The organism is Phytohabitans flavus, from assembly GCF_011764545.1.
Lineage (GTDB): Bacteria > Actinomycetota > Actinomycetes > Mycobacteriales > Micromonosporaceae > Phytohabitans > Phytohabitans flavus.
This window is the reverse complement of sequence record NZ_AP022870.1, coordinates 6,330,001-6,345,570: the sequence shown is the minus strand read 5'-3', so window position 1 is coordinate 6,345,570 and position 15,570 is coordinate 6,330,001. Positions and strand designations below refer to the sequence as shown.

The 15,570-nt window shown below is 69.4% G+C and carries 15 protein-coding genes and 2 pseudogenes; 13 read left to right on the top strand and 4 right to left on the bottom strand.

The annotated features are described in order from the left end of the window. Nucleotides 1-26: 26 nt before the first annotated feature. The 3 genes from Pflav_RS27550 to Pflav_RS27540 are packed head-to-tail and all read left to right on the top strand — an operon-like array spanning nucleotide 27 to nucleotide 1,838. Nucleotides 27-305, top strand: coding sequence for a hypothetical protein (locus Pflav_RS27550; RefSeq protein WP_173039375.1), 279 nt, complete (start codon nucleotides 27-29; stop codon nucleotides 303-305). Next, on the top strand, nucleotides 302-1,033 hold the full coding sequence (locus Pflav_RS27545) for a GntR family transcriptional regulator (protein ID WP_173039373.1): 732 nt from the start codon (nucleotides 302-304) through the stop codon (nucleotides 1,031-1,033). Before Pflav_RS27550 ends, Pflav_RS27545 begins: the two co-directional genes overlap by 4 nt. Next, nucleotides 1,026-1,838 (top strand): arginase family protein, encoded by an 813-nt coding sequence (locus Pflav_RS27540; RefSeq protein ID WP_173039371.1) that lies wholly within the window; start codon nucleotides 1,026-1,028, stop codon nucleotides 1,836-1,838. Before Pflav_RS27545 ends, Pflav_RS27540 begins: the two co-directional genes overlap by 8 nt. A gap of 79 nt (nucleotides 1,839-1,917) precedes the next feature. Here Pflav_RS27540 and Pflav_RS27535 read toward each other — a convergent pair whose 3' ends face one another. Then, nucleotides 1,918-2,334 carry an ASCH domain-containing protein gene (locus Pflav_RS27535; protein WP_173039370.1) on the bottom strand — a complete coding sequence of 139 codons (417 nt, stop codon included), beginning with the start codon at nucleotides 2,332-2,334 and terminating at the stop codon, nucleotides 1,918-1,920. Nucleotides 2,335-2,520: 186 nt separating this feature from the next. Here Pflav_RS27535 and Pflav_RS27530 point away from each other — a divergent pair, with 186 nt between their 5' ends. The 4 genes and pseudogenes from Pflav_RS27530 to Pflav_RS27515 all read left to right on the top strand — a co-directional run bounded on the left by Pflav_RS27530 (nucleotide 2,521) and on the right by Pflav_RS27515 (nucleotide 6,737). After that, on the top strand, nucleotides 2,521-3,240 hold the full coding sequence (locus Pflav_RS27530) for an MFS transporter (RefSeq protein ID WP_197938769.1): 720 nt from the start codon (nucleotides 2,521-2,523) through the stop codon (nucleotides 3,238-3,240). 52 nt (nucleotides 3,241-3,292) lie between these two features. Continuing rightward, nucleotides 3,293-3,703, top strand: a pseudogene (locus tag Pflav_RS27525) (helix-turn-helix transcriptional regulator); the annotation flags it as partial. A gap of 142 nt (nucleotides 3,704-3,845) precedes the next feature. Continuing rightward, entirely contained in the window at nucleotides 3,846-4,256 is a 411-nt protein-coding gene (locus Pflav_RS27520; protein WP_173039369.1) for a VOC family protein, read from the top strand. An 88-nt stretch (nucleotides 4,257-4,344) separates the two neighbouring features. Then, nucleotides 4,345-6,737, top strand: a pseudogene (locus Pflav_RS27515) (ATP-binding cassette domain-containing protein). Nucleotides 6,738-6,873: 136 nt separating this feature from the next. Here Pflav_RS27515 and Pflav_RS27510 read toward each other — a convergent pair. Then, nucleotides 6,874-8,412: an amidohydrolase family protein gene (locus tag Pflav_RS27510; protein WP_173039368.1), complete on the bottom strand. Its 1,539-nt coding sequence runs from the start codon at nucleotides 8,410-8,412 to the stop codon at nucleotides 6,874-6,876. A gap of 233 nt (nucleotides 8,413-8,645) precedes the next feature. Here Pflav_RS27510 and tig point away from each other — a divergent pair, with 233 nt between their 5' ends. The 4 genes from tig (at nucleotide 8,646) to clpX (ending at nucleotide 13,020) form a co-directional block, all read left to right on the top strand. Then, nucleotides 8,646-9,998, top strand: coding sequence for a trigger factor (gene tig / locus Pflav_RS27505; protein WP_173039367.1), 1,353 nt, complete (start codon nucleotides 8,646-8,648; stop codon nucleotides 9,996-9,998). A 109-nt stretch (nucleotides 9,999-10,107) separates the two neighbouring features. Next, entirely contained in the window at nucleotides 10,108-10,752 is a 645-nt protein-coding gene (locus tag Pflav_RS27500) for an ATP-dependent Clp protease proteolytic subunit (RefSeq protein WP_173039366.1), read from the top strand. 10 nt (nucleotides 10,753-10,762) lie between these two features. After that, entirely contained in the window at nucleotides 10,763-11,425 is a 663-nt protein-coding gene (locus tag Pflav_RS27495; protein WP_173039365.1) for an ATP-dependent Clp protease proteolytic subunit, read from the top strand. Between the two features lie 299 nt (nucleotides 11,426-11,724). Next, nucleotides 11,725-13,020 carry an ATP-dependent Clp protease ATP-binding subunit ClpX gene (gene clpX, locus Pflav_RS27490; RefSeq protein ID WP_173039363.1) on the top strand — a complete coding sequence of 432 codons (1,296 nt, stop codon included), beginning with the start codon at nucleotides 11,725-11,727 and terminating at the stop codon, nucleotides 13,018-13,020. 3 nt (nucleotides 13,021-13,023) lie between these two features. On the opposite strand, the gene Pflav_RS27485 is transcribed toward clpX, so the two are convergent. Next, a complete protein-coding gene (locus Pflav_RS27485) occupies nucleotides 13,024-13,617 on the bottom strand; it encodes a helix-turn-helix domain-containing protein (protein WP_173039361.1) in 594 nt (197 codons plus the stop codon). 41 nt (nucleotides 13,618-13,658) lie between these two features. Here Pflav_RS27485 and Pflav_RS27480 point away from each other — a divergent pair, with 41 nt between their 5' ends. Then, nucleotides 13,659-14,492, top strand: a complete 834-nt coding sequence (locus Pflav_RS27480; protein WP_173039359.1) for a DMT family transporter — start codon at nucleotides 13,659-13,661, stop codon at nucleotides 14,490-14,492. Between the two features lie 9 nt (nucleotides 14,493-14,501). Then, nucleotides 14,502-15,296 carry a carbon-nitrogen hydrolase family protein gene (locus tag Pflav_RS27475; protein ID WP_173039357.1) on the top strand — a complete coding sequence of 265 codons (795 nt, stop codon included), beginning with the start codon at nucleotides 14,502-14,504 and terminating at the stop codon, nucleotides 15,294-15,296. Between the two features lie 7 nt (nucleotides 15,297-15,303). Here Pflav_RS27475 and Pflav_RS27470 read toward each other — a convergent pair whose 3' ends face one another. Then, the gene (locus Pflav_RS27470) at nucleotides 15,304-15,501 is read right to left on the bottom strand and encodes a hypothetical protein (RefSeq protein WP_173039355.1); all 198 of its coding nucleotides are present in this window, start codon (nucleotides 15,499-15,501) and stop codon (nucleotides 15,304-15,306) included. Between the last annotated feature and the right edge of the window lie 69 nt (nucleotides 15,502-15,570).

Here is a 15,570-nt window from a genome sequence, read left to right as displayed (position 1 = left end):
AGACCGGGCTTCAACGGAGGCGGCTTGTGGCGGCGGGCAAGTACGTGCCGGACAGCATCGACGCCGCCACAGCGTCAGGCGAGCCGCACCACGCGCTGGAGGCCGGCCTGCTGGACGTGGGCTCGGTGTGCGGCGAGCTGCCCGCCGTGGCGTCGGTGCGGCTGGCCGGCCGCACCGCCGACGATGAGCTGATCGCGGCCGACCTGACCGGCCTGGGCGTTCAGGACGCGGCGGTGGCCGCCCTCGCTGACCGGCTCGGCGATGAGCACGGCGCCGGCCGGGACGTGCCGCTGGGAGACTCGTGACCGAGACGAGCCCGATCACCGGCCTGGGTGCGAATATCCAGCGGCAGAGCACCACCGACCAGGCCGCCGACGCCGTCCGGCAGGCGATCTTGTCCGGTCGGCTGCTGCCGGGCACCCCGCTGCGCGAAGCCGCCTTGGCCGCCGAACTCGCCGTATCCCGCAGCACCGTCCGCGAAGCCGCACGGGTCCTCGCCAGCGAGGGCCTGGTCCGCTACCAGATGAACCGCGGCATCGTAGTCACCGAGAGCACCGCGGAGGATGTCGCCGACATCTACGCTGCCCGCGCCGCCCTGGAGCTGGCCGGAGTGGACGCCCTCACCGAGCACCGCGATCCGGCGGTCTACGCGGATCTAGCCGATCTGGTTGAGCAGATAGAACACGCCTTCCACCGCGGCGACACCGCCGCCGTGCTCGACGGTGACCGGCTCTTCCACGCCACCCTTGTCGCGGCCACCGGCAGCCCGCGGCTGCGCCGCTTCTACCTCCAACTCCAGCAAGAGCAGCGCCTCGCCCTTGCGCTGGCCGAGCGCTCTCGCCGCGAACTCGGCCGCACCGCAGACGACCACCGCCAGCTACTTGACGCACTGCACCGCAGCCCGGCACAAGCCCGCGCCGAGCTCACCGCACACCTGCACGCCGGCGCTGCCGAGCTGCAACAGCTGCTCGACCTGCTCGCCCAGCGGAAACAACTCGCCCACCGCGCAGAAGGAGAGACAACCCATGGCTGACCACAGCACCGGCCGCACCTGGGACCCCATCGTCGCGCCCTGGCACCTCGACGAGCACATCCCGGCCTTCCCGGTCCCAGCCGGTGTGACCGAGACGATCTGCCCGTCCCTTCCGGCCGGCCCCGTCCCCGGCCGGATGGACCTGCTGCACCAGGAGGTCGCCGAGGCGGCAGCGCGGGCCAACAGGCCACTGCTGCTCACCGGCGACTGCCCCACCGCCCGGGCAGCGGTGGCCGGGCTACAGCGCCGCCATCGCGACCTGGCAGTGGTATGGCTGGACGCCCACGGCGACTTCAACACCCCCGCCATCACGGCCAGCGGCTACCTCGGCGGCATGGCGCTGGCCATGCTGACCGGCCGGACACCCGGGCTCTTCGGCGATGCGCTCGGGTTGCGGCCGGTAGCCGAGACCAGCGTCGTGCTCGCTGACGCCAGGGACCTCGACCCCGCCGAGCGCGACGCCCTGACCGCCAGCCAGGTCCGCCGCGTGCCCGCCGATCCCGCCGCGATCACCTCCGCGCTCCACGAGATCGGCGGCACGCCGGTCTACCTGCACCTCGACATCGATGTCATCGACAGCGCGCAACTGCCCGGCCTGCGCTTTCCCTCGGGCCCCGGACCCTCCCTCACCCAGATCGAGGAATGCCTGGCCGCCGTGTGCGCCACCGCCGACGTGGCAGCCGCCGGCATCGCCTGCGCCTGGCTACCCGAGCACGTCAGCGACCAGGCCACACGCGAGACAATCACCCGGCTCGCCCGAGCGCTCGGCACCGACCTGGCATGGCACGAACCAGCTCGTAGCTGAACTCGGATAGCGGAAGGTCACCGCCCGGCGCGCCCGCCGATCGCGAGCGTTCGGCAGGCGCGTCCCTCAATCGGGAGGATCAGAGCACCGCAACGAGACGGAACCGCTGAAGCACGGCCGGGGTGTCGTCGTTTACGGCGAACTCCGGGTTGCCCAGCCAGCCTCGGTAGTCCGTTCCGTGCCAGTAGTCCTCGTGCCCTGCTCGCCAGGCCGCGACCGAGTCATCGCCTTCGCCTTCGTCGCGGGCGTGGTCGAAATCGACGTCGCCAAGTCGGCACACCCGCACCTCGGTCACTTCGATAACGGCGACCCGGCGGCCGGCGGAATCGACCACAGCGGCTTGGGCGCCCACGACAGGCAGGGGCTCGCCGTCGATTTCGTAGTCCTGGAGCAGCCCGGTGGTGGTGGTCTTGGTCCCATCGAGGACGGCAGTGACCAGCTGGTCGCGTAGCGGGCCGGGAAAGGCGAGCTCGAACGTCGGCAGGTCGGCGGTCACCCGACGAGGCTAGCGATCGCCCCATTCCCCGGCGAGCCGATTACGGGCCCACCGGCGGTCGTCACGGTACAGAATGGCCTCGCGACCTCTCCACTGCTATCAAGCGGGTTGCGGAGCACCGCAAGGCGCCGACCCATCAGGAATCGAGAAGCGCGGGTCGCGCCGCCGCAACTAGCGTGAGCGGCCATGGACATCACCAACCGGTCGTACCGTGAGGTGCTGCGCGACCGGCGTGTGGCCGGGCTTCTGCTGGGTGACCTGCCGGCCGACGCCGGTACCGGCATGATCATCGTGGCGATGCCCGTGCAGACGCTGTCCATCCACGGCGGCGTTCCGAAGGCGATCGCGATCGGGCTGGTGGAGGCCGCGCCGTTCGTGCTGTCCAGTCTCCTCGCGCTGGCCATTGGGCTGGGCCGGGTGAGCGTGCCGCCGCGTACCCTCCTGATCGCCGATTGCGTGCTGCGGGCGCTGACCTTTGCCACCCTCGGCGTCCTGGCCGTCACCGAACGGCTCACGTTGCCGGTGCTGATCGTCGGTCTCCTCTTCGGCGCGATAGTCCGCACCACCGGGTCGAGCAGCCGGCGTCTGCTGGCGACGTCGATGGCGGGGGAGAGTGGGCAGTTCGCGGTCAACGGCCTGCTCGGGCTGAATGCGACGTTCGCGCTCTTCATCGTCGGGCCGGTGCTGGGCGGCGTGATCGTGGCCACGGTGGCGGCCCCACTCGGCCTGGCCGCCGGCGGACCGCTGATCGAGCTGACCGGAGTTGTCGGCGGGCTCGCGCTGTCGGGCGTACTGACACTGCTGCTGCTCCCGATCGCGGTGCTGGCCGTGCTGCGGCGTCCGGCGTCCGGGACCCCGGCGATGCTGGGCGCCCGCGAACTCGAAGCGGCAAGGCCAAAGGCGTGACCAGCGCGGCCGACACTAGGCGACCCGAGCGCGAGGTGGCACGATCGTGGGCGTGACCAGCCGATCCGCCGCCGACCAGCACCGGCGCGACCTCGCGCGGCTGCGGCGTGTCCGCGATCGGATCGACCGGGAGTACGCGCAGCCGCTCGATGTCGAGGCGCTCGCTCGCGGTGTGAGCATGTCGGCCGGGCACCTCAGCCGCGAGTTCCGGGCCGCCTACGGTGAGTCGCCGTACAGCTACCTGATGACGCGGCGGATCGAGCGTGCGATGGCGCTTCTGCGTCGTGGCGACCTCAGCGTCACCGAAGTCTGTTTCGCGGTTGGCTGTTCGTCTCTGGGCACTTTCAGCACACGCTTCACGGAGCTTGTCGGCGTGCCGCCCAGCGCCTACCGGCGCGAGGCCCCGCTCGCGACCGTGGGGATCCCCTCCTGCCAGGCGAAACAGGTGACCAGACCGATCAGAAACCCAGGCAAACAGGTGACCAGACCAATCACCAACCCAGGCGAACAAGTGACCAGACCGATCACGAACCCGGGCGAACAAGTGGCCCGACCGATCAGGAATCAAGAAGCACCGGTGCTGAGCCGCACATAGCCTGATCTGCATGGACCTTACGATTTTCTCGAGTTTCCTCCCGCAGGACGACCCAGACGCGGCCCTCTCGTTCTATCGCGACACGCTCGGCTTCGAGGTCCGCCAGGACGTCGGATACGACGGGAAGCGCTGGATCACGGTCGGTCCGCCCGGACAGCCCGGCACCTCGATCGTCCTGCACCCGCCCGGCGTCGATCCCGGCATCACGGACGACGAGCGCCGCACCATCCTCGACATGATGGCCAAGGGCACGTACGGCGGCATCCTGCTGGCGACCCCGGACCTCGACGGGGCCTTCGAGCGGCTGCAATCCGCCGACGCCGAGATCGTCCAGGAGCCGACCGAGCAGCCGTACGGGATTCGCGACTGCGCGGTACGTGACCCAGCGGGCAACCTGATCCGCATCCAGGAACGGCGCTGAGCCGAACTTTGACACACCCGCCTGGTTAGATTCGGAACCACGCGACGCAAGCCCAGACGCCGCGCGACACCGAACAGATGGAGAGACGATGAGCAGGGCCACGAGGACGGATACGCGCTCGGCAGCGCCGCACGCCGCTGACAGCCACGACCTGATCCGCGTGCAGGGCGCCCGGGAAAACAACCTCAAGGACGTCAGCGTCGAGCTTCCGAAGCGGCGGCTCACGGTGTTCACGGGTGTCTCCGGCTCGGGCAAGAGCTCGCTGGTGTTCGCGACCATCGCTGCGGAGTCGCAGCGGATGATCAATGAGACCTACAGCGCCTTCGTGCAGGGCTTCATGCCGACGCTGGCGCGGCCGGAGGTCGACCTGCTCGACGGGCTGACGACCGCGATCATCGTGGATCAGGAGCGGATGGGTGCCAACCCCCGCTCGACTGTCGGCACCGCCACGGACGCCAACGCGATGCTGCGCATCCTCTTCAGCCGGCTCGGGCAGCCGCACATCGGCTCGCCCAATGCGTACTCCTTCAACGTCCCCTCGGTGAAGGCCAGCGGTGCGATCACCGTCGAGCGCGGCGAGGGCAAGACGAAGACCGAGAAGGCGACCTTCAACCGGCTCGGCGGTATGTGTCCGCGCTGCGAGGGCATGGGTTCGGTCACCGACTTCGACCTGTCCGCGCTTTACGACGACAGCAAGACGCTCAACGAGGGCGCGGTCACCATCCCCGGCTACAGCATGGACGGCTGGCAGGGGCGCATCTACCGGGGATGCGGGTTCTTCGACCCGGACAAGCCGATCCGCAAGTTTACCAAGAAGGAGATGCACGACCTCCTCTACAAGGAGCCGACCAAGGTCAAGATCGAAGGGATCAACCTCACGTATACGGGGCTGATCCCGGCGATCCAGAAGTCGCTCCTGTCGAAGGATGTCGAGGCGATGCAGCCCCACATCCGCGCGTTCGTGGAGCGGGCAGTGACGTTCACGGCGTGTCCCGAGTGCGACGGCACGCGCCTCAGCGCGGAGGCCCGGTCGTCGAAGATCAAGGGTAAGAACATCGCCGATCTCTGTTCGATGCAGATCAGCGATCTCGCCGACTGGGTCCGCGTCCTCAAGGAGCCGTCGGTGGCCCCGCTGCTCACCGGGCTTCAGCACCTCCTCGACTCGTTCAAGGAGATCGGGTTGGGGTACCTCTCGCTCGACCGCCCATCGGGCACCCTCTCCGGTGGAGAGTCCCAGCGCACAAAGATGATCCGCCACCTCGGCTCCTCGCTGACCGACGTCACGTACGTCTTCGACGAGCCCACGATCGGCCTGCACCCGCACGACATCGAGCGGATGAACGACCTGCTGCGGCAGCTGCGGGACAAGGGCAACACCGTGCTCGTCGTGGAGCACAAGCCGGAGACGATCGCGATCGCCGACCACATCGTCGACCTCGGTCCCGGCGCGGGCACGGCGGGCGGCACCGTCTGCTTCGAGGGCACGGTGGAAGGGCTGCGGGCGAGCGACACGATCACCGGCCGCCACCTGGACGACCGGGCGAAGCTGAAGGCGGCCGTGCGTCCCTCCTCCGGCGCGCTGGAGGTCCGCGGCGCGTCGACGCACAACCTGCGGGGCGTCGACGTGGACATCCCGCTCGGCGTGCTCTGCGTGGTCACCGGCGTCGCCGGCTCCGGCAAGAGCTCGCTGATCCACGGTTCGGTCGCTGGGCGCGAGGGCGTGGTGGTGATCGACCAGAGCGCGATCCGCGGGTCGCGGCGGAGCAACCCGGCGACGTACACCGGCCTGCTCGAGCCGATCCGCAAGGCGTTCGCGAAGGCAAACGGAGTGAAGCCGGCACTGTTCAGCTCGAACTCCGAGGGCGGCTGCCCACCTGCAACGGCGCCGGCGTCATCTACACCGACCTGGGCGTCATGGCCACCGTCGAGTCCACGTGCGAGGACTGCGAGGGCAAGCGGTTCCAGGCGTCGGTGCTGGAGTACACGCTGGGCGGCCGGAACATCGCCGAGGTGCTGGCGATGTCGGTGACCGAGGCCGAGGAGTTCTTCAAGGCCGGCGAGGCGAGCACGCCGGCGGCACACAAGATCCTCGACCGGCTCGCCGACGTGGGGCTCGGATACCTCAGCCTCGGCCAGCCGCTCACCACGCTGTCCGGCGGCGAGCGGCAGCGGCTCAAGCTGGCCACCCAGATGGGCGAAAAGGGGGACATCTACATCCTCGACGAGCCGACCACCGGCCTCCACCTCGCCGACGTCGAGCAGCTGCTCGGCCTGCTCGACCGGCTCGTCGACTCCGGCAAGTCGGTCATCGTCATCGAGCACCACCAGGCGGTCATGGCGCACGGTGACTGGATCATCGACCTCGGCCCGGGCGCCGGCCACGACGGCGGCCAGATCGTCTTCGAGGGCACACCCGCCGACCTCGTCGCCGCCCGCTCCACCCTCACCGGCGAGCACCTCGCCGACTACGTCGCCGGCTGAGCTACTTCAAGACGAAGATTTGGGCTACCGCGACGTCCGCGGTGGTCCGGACCGCTGCTCCCGCGGCCTCACCCTGCGCGGTTCACGATCCAAAAGATGGGCGCCCCGCACTCGCGTGCGGGGCGCCCGAGATCCGTCAGGCGGCGCGGGCCGGGACACCGTGGCAGGCGCAGCCGGCGGCCGCGGGGATTACGCCGGTCGCGACCTTGCGCTGGGCGGCGGCCTCGATCTCGGCGAGCATCCGCTGCCGGGCCGCCGGGTCGACGAGGTGGCCGCGCACGAAGACACTGTTGATGCGCGTGGTGTTCGTGATGTCGCGGAGCGGGTCGGCGTCCAGCAGTACAAGATCAGCCACCTTGCCCCGCTCGACCGTGCCCTGGTCGCGGCGGCCCAGGCTGCGGGCCGGCTCCAGCGTGGCCGCGCGCAGCGCCTGTGCCGGCGTGAGGCCGGCCTGTACCAGGAAGCGCAGCTCGTCGTGCAGGCTGAACCCGGGCAGCAGGTACGCGGTGCCCAGGTCGGTCCCGGTCATCAGCGGCACGCCCGCCCGAGCCATCTCGCCGGCCAGGCGCAGGCGGCGGGCGAAGAGCTCGCGGCGTTCGGCGCTCTCCCGCGGCGTGCGCCCCTTGAGGTAGATGGTCTCGGTGGCCCACTGCCAGTACCCGAGCGTGTCCGCGCTCGCGTACCGGAAGCGGGGGTCGTCGTGCGGTACCTCGTCCGGCACGTCACAGGTCCAGTGCACGGTGATCGTGGGCGTGACGTGCGTGCCGTTGCGGGCCAGCCGCTCGAAGACGCGGGCCGCCTTGTCCCGGTCGTAGCTGCGCGCCGCCGCGTACTCGATGGGGTGGAGCTTGGTGAACCACCCGGCGTAGTCGCCCCCGGCGATCGCGATGCGCCCGATCTCGCGGCGCAGCCGCTGCTCGTCGCGGGAGGTGTCGTACCAGAATTCGAAGAGGTGCTCCATGCTGTGCAGCCCGGCGTCGCTGGCCTCGGTGATCTGCACGAAGTCCGGCACATGCCCGAGGAAGGGTATGCCCACCCGCCGCGACTCCGCCGCGATTGCCTGGAAGGACTCGCGGGACAGGCGGGTGTACGTCTTGACGAAGTCGGCGCCCTCCTCCGCCTGCTGTCGTACGGCGGCCCGCGCCTGCGCCGCGTCGGCGACCGCGACGTACGGCACGCCGATGCCCTCCCACAGCGAGGGTGTGCCGTCCACGATGGAGCTGCCGACCGCCCAGCGCGGGCCCAGGCGGGTGCCGGCCTCGATATCCCGGCGCCAGCCCCGGACCGCCTCGCTGGAGGACATCTGGCGGGTGGTGGTGACGCCGTTCACCACGTACATCTCGGGGTCCATCGGGTCGATCTCGGTCGCGTGGGTGTGCATGTCCGCGAGGCCCGGGATGAGGAACTTCCCGCGGCCGTCGACCACCCGCGCGCCGTGCGGCACCGGTACCCGGTGGAGGTCGCCGGCGTCCAGGATGCGGCCGCCGCGTACCAGGACGTTCTGGCGGCGGCGGGCCCCGCCGGCCGCGTCGATCACGGTGACCCCCGTCACCGCCGTGATGTCCGCGACCGGCGTGGCGCCCGCCGCCCCCGCGCGGCCCAGCCCCACCGCCGCGCCCGCCACTCCCGCGGCCGCCCCGGCCAGCACCGAACGCCGGGAAATCGCGCCTGCCATGATCACTCCCCATGTCGTTGTCGTCCGTCATCGACAACACTCGCGGCCGCGGGACCAGGAGTCAGTGGGGCTGGTAGCCCTCGTCAGGTGGGGAAATCCCTACCTCCGGGCCGAGCGGGGAGGCCCGGTTTCCGCGTGCCCAGCGGACCGGCTCTACACTCGACCGAGCCGCTATTGCGTTCGAGTGACGCCAGACGGCAACAAGCCTGAAAGATCCATCGAGGAGTACGCCTGTGAAGAGCACCGTCGAGACCCTGAGCCCGACTCGGGTGCGGCTCGCCATCGAGGTGCCGTTCGTCGAGCTTGAGCCGAGCCTCAAGAAGGCGTACCGGGAGATCGCCCAGCAGGTCCAGATCCCGGGCTTCCGCCGGGGCCGGGTTCCCGCCGCCGTGATCGACCAGCGGGTCGGCCGCGCCGCCGTGATCAACGAGGCCGTGCAGGAGGCCATCCCGGCCCAGATTCTGGCCGCCGTGCGCGAGCACGACGTGAAGATGCTCGGCCGGCCGGAGCTGGAGACCTTCCCGGAGCTCGAGGACGGCCAGCCGCTCAAGTTCACCGCCGAGATCGACGTGCGGCCAGAGATCGCGCTGCCCGACCTCTCCACGCTGGAGATCAGCGTCGACGAGCTACAGATCGCCGACAGCGAGATCGACGAGCAGGTCAAGGGCCTACAGGAGCGCTTCGCCACGCTCAAGACCGTGGAGCGGCCGGCGCAGGACGGCGACTACGTCCAGATCGACCTGGCCGCGACCGTCGACGGCGAGGAGGTGCCGGGTGGCTCCGCTACCAACATCTCCCACGAGGTGGGCAGCAAGCAGCTCCTCCCCGGCCTGGACGAGGTGCTCGTAAGCATGTCCGCCGGCGACGCCAACACCTTCACGTCCCAGCTCGTGGGCGGCGACTTCGCCGGCCGCGACGCGGACGTCTCGGTGTCGGTCCGCACGGTCAAGGAGAAGCAGCTGCCCGCGCTCGACGACGAGTTCGCCCAGCTGGCGAGCGAGTTCGACACGCTCGAGGAGCTCCGTAACGACCTGCGCGAGCGGGTCACCCGGGTAAAGAAGGTGGAGCAGCTCTACGCGGCCCGGGACAAGGCGCTCGCCGAGCTCGTCCGGATCGCCGACGTGCCCGCGCCGGAGGGCGTGGTGCGCGAGGAGGTCGACCACCGCAAGCAGGCGATGGCCGACCAGCTGGAGCGGATCGGCGCCTCCCTGGACGAGTACCTCGCGGCCGAGGAGAAGACCGAGGAGCAGATCGATACCGAGCTGGCTGAGGCGGCCACCGAGGGTGTCAAGATCCAGCTGCTGCTCGACACGCTGGCCGACGCCGAGGACGTGCAGGTCTCCGACGACGAGTTCGGCCACGAGATCATGCACCGGGCGCAGCGGGCCGGCGTGCAGCCGCAGCAGTACTACGACCAGCTCGTCCGGGCCGGCAACGCCGGCGCCGTCTTCGGTGACGTCCGCCGCGGCAAGGCGCTCGCGCTGGTCATGGATCGGATCAAGATCACCGACGCGGCGGGCAACGAGCTGAACATGGACGACCTCCGCGGCGGGAGCGCCGAGCACGATCACGACCACGACCACTGATGGGGACGGCGGCCCGCGGCACGCCCGTGCGCTGATAGCGAACGTTGCGGTCGCGGCTGCCACCAGTGGATAAGGTCGGTCGTACGGAGACAATTGCGAAGGGCTTGCCATGACCGATCAGCACTTTCCTGTGATGCCCGCGCGGGCGATCGAGGCCCGCGGCGGCGACACGCTCAGTGGCAACCTCGACGACACCGTCTACAACCGCCTGCTCAAGGAGCGCATCGTCTTCCTGGGCAGTGAGGTCACCGACAACGTGGCCAACCGCATCTGCGCGCAGCTGCTGCTGCTCGCCGCGGAAGACCCGTCCCGGGACATCTACCTGTACATCAACTCGCCCGGCGGCTCGGTCTACTCCGGCATGGCGATCTACGACACGATGCAGTTCATCGACAACGACGTTCAGACGATCGCGATGGGCATGGCCGCGTCGATGGGTCAGCTGCTGCTCTGCGCCGGCACCCGGGGCAAGCGGTTCGCGCTCCCGCACGCGCGGATCATGATGCACCAGCCGTCCGGTGGCATGGGTGGCACCGCCTCCGACATCGCCATCCAGGCCGAGCAGATGCTCTACACGAAGCGGATGTTCCAGGAGCGCGTCGCGTTCCACACCGGGCAGACGCAGGCGCAGATCGAGGCCGACTCCGACCGTGACCGCTGGTTCACGGCTCAGGAGGCCAAGGACTACGGGTTCATCGACCACGTGATCACCGGGGCGACCCAGGTCCCGTCCGGCGCCGGCACGCTGAGCTGAGGAAGGCACCATGACTGAACTACAGATCCCGGCGGGCCTCCGCGAGGTCCACAACCGGTACATCATTCCGTCGTTCGTCGAGCGCACGTCGTACGGGGTGAAGGAGTCAAACCCGTACAACAAGATGTTCGAGGACCGGATCATCTTCCTCGGTGTGCAGGTCGACGACGCCTCGGCAAACGACGTGATGGCGCAGCTGCTGACGCTCGAGGGCACCGACCCGGACCGCGACATCACGATGTACATCAACTCGCCCGGTGGCTCGTTCACGGCCATGACGGCGATCTACGACACGATGCAGTACGTCCGTCCCGACATCGTGACGGTCTGCCTCGGGCAGGCGGCCAGCGCGGCCGCGGTGCTCCTGGCGGCGGGCACGCCGGGCAAGCGGATGGCGCTGCCGCACTCGCGGATCATCATCCACCAGCCGGCCACCGAGGGCGGCTACGGGCAGGGCTCGGACATCGAGATCCAGGCTCGGGAGATCATGCGGATGCGCACCCAGCTGGAAGACCTGCTGGCGGTGCACTCGCGGCAGCCGGTCGAGAAGGTCCGCAAGGACATCGACCGTGACAAGATCATGACGGCCGAGGAGGCCAAGGAGTACGGGATGGTCGACACCGTGCTGGCCAGCCGTAAGAAGGGGCTCGTCGCCGCGGCGAGCGCCAGCTGACCTCAAGGAGTCAGGGGCCTGCCAGTGGTCCGGCAAGACAACCTTTTCGACCTCCCCTTGCGGCCCCCGAGCCTCAGGTGAAGATCGGGGCGCAGGCGCCGCAGGGTCCGGTTGAAGAAGGATGACTGGCAAGCCTCTGACACACCCACATTGGGGGTCGGAATACGCCCGAGCAGCGGGTAACGTCGAGGTGCACAGCACATGCCCCGGCCCTCCCGGGGCGCAATGGGGATCCACGGGGCAGGACCGTCCTCAGGCCAGGGCCGGCATTCCGGCCGATGAGCGCAGGGAGAACGTAGGTGGCACGGATCGGCGACGGCGGCGACCTACTTAAGTGCTCGTTCTGCGGTAAGTCGCAGAAGCAGGTGAAGAAGCTCATCGCGGGCCCGGGGGTCTACATCTGCGACGAGTGCATCGACCTGTGCAACGAGATCATCGAGGAAGAGCTGGCCGAGTCGGGCGAGGTCAAGTGGGAAGAGCTTCCCAAGCCCATGGAGATCTGCCAGTTCCTCGATCAGTATGTGGTGGGTCAGGACCAGGCGAAGAAGGCGCTTGCCGTCGCGGTCTACAACCACTACAAGCGCATTCAGGCTGAGGCGGCTGGTGCGCCCGGGTCCGGTGGTGAAGCGGTCGAGTTGGCCAAGTCCAACATCCTGCTCATCGGCCCCACGGGCTGCGGCAAGACCCACCTGGCGCAGACACTCGCTCGCATGCTCAACGTGCCGTTCGCCATCGCGGACGCGACCGCGCTGACCGAGGCCGGCTACGTCGGCGAGGATGTGGAAAACATCCTGCTCAAGCTCATCCAGGCGGCCGACTACGACATCAAGCGCGCCGAGACCGGCATCATCTACATCGATGAAGTTGACAAGATCGCAAGGAAGAGCGAAAACCCGTCGATCACGCGGGACGTCTCCGGCGAGGGCGTGCAGCAGGCACTGCTGAAGATCCTGGAGGGTACGGTCGCGAACGTGCCGCCGCAGGGCGGGCGCAAGCACCCCCACCAGGAGTTCATCCAGATCGACACCACCAACGTGCTGTTCATCTGCGGTGGCGCGTTCGCCGGCCTCGACCGGATCATCGAGTCGCGCGTCGGCAAGGGTGGCCTCGGCTTCGGCGCCCACCTCCGGGCCGTCTCCGACCGCTCTACGGACGACGTCTTCGGCCAGGTCATGCCGGAAGACATGCTCAAGTTCGGCCTGATCCCCGAGTTCATCGGCCGGCTCCCGGTGATCACCACGGTGCGCAACCTCGACCGCCAAGCGCTCATCAAGATCCTGACCGAGCCGCGCAACGCGTACGTGAAGCAGTACCAGCGCCTCTTCGAGCTCGACGGCGTGGAGTTGGAGTTCGACCTCCCCGCGCTCGAGGCCATCGCCGACCAGGCGATGCTCCGCGGCACGGGTGCCCGCGGCCTTCGCGCGATCATCGAGGAAGTCCTGCTCTCCGTGATGTACGAGGTGCCCAGCAACCCGGATGCCGCCCGCGTCCTGATTACGCGCGAAGTCGTGATGGAAAACGTCTACCCGACGATCGTCCCGCGCGAGTTCACCGGGCGTCGTCGCCGCGAGCACCGCGAGGAGAAGACCGCCTAGGCCCTAGGGCGAGCGGCGGTCCCACTCGGTGTTGGGGATGATCGCGATCATCATTAGTCGAGTGTCTTCCGCCGTCGCGTTGGTGTAGGTGTGCGCCCGGTCGGCTAGGAAGTCGATGGTCTGGCCGGCCGCCGCGGTGTAGTCCACGCCGTCCACCGTGAGGGTCAGGGTCCCCTCCAGGACGTGGAGGACCTCACGGGTACCCGGCATGTGATTTTCAGACGTGTGGCGTTCTCCGGCGGCGAAGCGCCACTCCCAGAGCTCGACGAAGCTCGGGTCGTTCATGCCGCGCAGCAACCGCCCGAAGCCGCCCTCGCTACCCCGCCACAGCTGGGGCGCGGACTCCGCGTCTGAGATCCGGACCGTGCGCTCCTCGGCGGGCTCCAGCAGCCGCGCGATCGTCACGCCGAACGCGTCCGCGATCCGGACAAGCGTCCCAACACTCGGATTCGTGCGCGCCGCCTCGATCTGCACGACCATGCCCTTGCTGACCCCGGATCGGCCGGCGAGCTCGTCAAGGGACCAGCCGCGTGCGGTGCGCAGCGCGCGCACGTGTCCGGCCACCGCCGCAGTGAGCGCGGCCACAGTCTCGGTCAATGGAGTGTCCTTCGCGGTCAGTATTGTGATACGACTGCACGGTGCTACCCATTGTGCTCGCCGGCCTGTCCGCCCTGATCTGGGGCACCGCCGACTACTCCGGCGGACGGGCGTCGCAGCGTGCCCATCCACTCGCGGTCACCGTGATCTCCCAGGCTCTCGGCCTTCCCACGCTGGCACTCTGCGTGATCCTGCTGCCCGGTACGCCGACCGCGGCCGACCTGGCGTGGGGCGCGAGCAGTGGGCTCGCCGGCTTCTTCGGCGTCGTTCTGCTCTACCGGGCGCTGGCCAGCGGCGCGATGGCGGTGGTCGCCCCGCTCGCGGCGGTCACCGCGGCGATCGTGCCGATCGGGGTCGGGCTATTCACGGACAGCAACCCTGGAATGCTCGCCCTCGGCGGCGCCGGACTCGCCGTCGTGGCCATCGGCTTGGTCAGCCTGACACCGCAAGCCGGTCGCCCCGCGGTCTCGCCGCGCCTGATCGTGATGTCGTTGGTGGCCGGTGTGTTCTTCGGGCTTCTCTTCGCACTGCTCGGCCAGTCGACCGAAGAGTCGGGCATGTGGCCGCTCGCCGCCGGGAGGCTCACCTCCATCGCGGTCGGTGCCGCGATCCTCCTTGGTACGCGCACCGCCGCCCGCCTGCCCCGCCCGGCGCTTGGCTGGGCGACGGTAGCCGGCACGCTGGAGATCGTCGCGAACGCCTGCTACCTCGCCGCGGCGGTGCGCGGGCACCTGAGCATCGTCGCCGCGATCGCCGCGCTGTACCCGGCCAGCACCGTGCTGCTCGCGCTCGCCGTCGACCGCGAGCGGCTGCGGCCGGTACAGATCGCGGGCCTCGGCCTCGCGGCTACGGCGCTCGTGCTCGCGACGACGTAGCCTGGCGGCATGCGCGTCGCCGTGTGCCAACTCAACGCCCGCGAAGACCGTGCCGCCAACCTCACCGCCGCCGGCGAGCTGCTGGAGAAGGCCGCCGCGAGCGGGGCCGATCTCGCGATTCTCCCGGAGTACGTCGACTACCTCGGTCCCGGCGCCGGCGCCCCCAAGCCGGAGGGCGTCGACGGCGAGTTCGGGGCCTACTTTTCGGCCGCGGCGCGCTCGCTGGGGATGTGGGTGCTGGCCGGGTCGTTCCATGAGACGGGGCCGGACGCCGAGCGGACGTACAACACGTCGCTGGTGTTCGACCGCGGCGGCGAACTGGCCGCGAGCTACCGAAAGATCCACTTGTACGACGTGGAGATCCCCGGGCGCGTCTCGTACCGCGAGTCGCGCGGCGTGGCCCCAGGCGCGGAGACCGTCGTCGTCGACGTCGAGGGCGTGCCGGTTGGCCTCTCCATCTGCTACGACCTGCGCTTCCCCGAGCTGTACCGCCGGCTCGCGGTGGCCGGTGCCCAAGTGTTCGTGGTGCCGGCGGCGTTCATGATGCACACCGGGCGGGACCACTGGGAGGTCCTGTTGCGCGCCCGGGCGATCGAAAACCAGTGCTATGTGCTGGCCGCCGGGCAGATCGGTGACCACGAGCCGAGGCGTACCTGTTTCGGTCGGAGCATGGTGGTCGACCCGTGGGGCACGGTTGTCGCCCAGGCGCCGGACACAGTTGGCATTACCGTCGCCGACCTGGACCTGGCACGGCTGGCAACGATTCGTCAGGAACTGCCCAGCCTGGCAAATCGCCGCATTTAGTGGTTATTCAGCTCCACAGCACGCCGATGACTGTGAGGCCGACCACGACGCCGCCGCTGATCAGCATCATCGTGGTCATGCGGGACGGTCCGCGCATGATCAGGCGGTGCACCGAAGCCACGATCGCGACAAGCACGACCGCCCCGATCACGAGCTGCCAAAACGGCAGGAGCAGGCCGAGCAGCGCGTCTTCGGCGAGGACCATGGGCCAACTCTTCCACGCTCGGCGGCAGACCGGGTACCGCGCGGGGCATCAGGTGCGTACCGCCGCGCC

Coding starts and splice junctions, on each gene's coding strand:
- Pflav_RS27540 (WP_173039371.1), top strand. CDS start 1,026: ATGGCTGACCACAGCACCGGCCGCACCTGGGACCCCATCGTCGCGCCC.
- Pflav_RS27530 (WP_197938769.1), top strand. CDS start 2,521: ATGGACATCACCAACCGGTCGTACCGTGAGGTGCTGCGCGACCGGCGT.
- Pflav_RS27520 (WP_173039369.1), top strand. CDS start 3,846: ATGGACCTTACGATTTTCTCGAGTTTCCTCCCGCAGGACGACCCAGAC.
- Pflav_RS27510 (WP_173039368.1), bottom strand. CDS start 8,412: ATGGCAGGCGCGATTTCCCGGCGTTCGGTGCTGGCCGGGGCGGCCGCG.
- Pflav_RS27500 (WP_173039366.1), top strand. CDS start 10,108: ATGACCGATCAGCACTTTCCTGTGATGCCCGCGCGGGCGATCGAGGCC.
- Pflav_RS27495 (WP_173039365.1), top strand. CDS start 10,763: ATGACTGAACTACAGATCCCGGCGGGCCTCCGCGAGGTCCACAACCGG.
- Pflav_RS27475 (WP_173039357.1), top strand. CDS start 14,502: ATGCGCGTCGCCGTGTGCCAACTCAACGCCCGCGAAGACCGTGCCGCC.
- Pflav_RS27470 (WP_173039355.1), bottom strand. CDS start 15,501: ATGGTCCTCGCCGAAGACGCGCTGCTCGGCCTGCTCCTGCCGTTTTGG.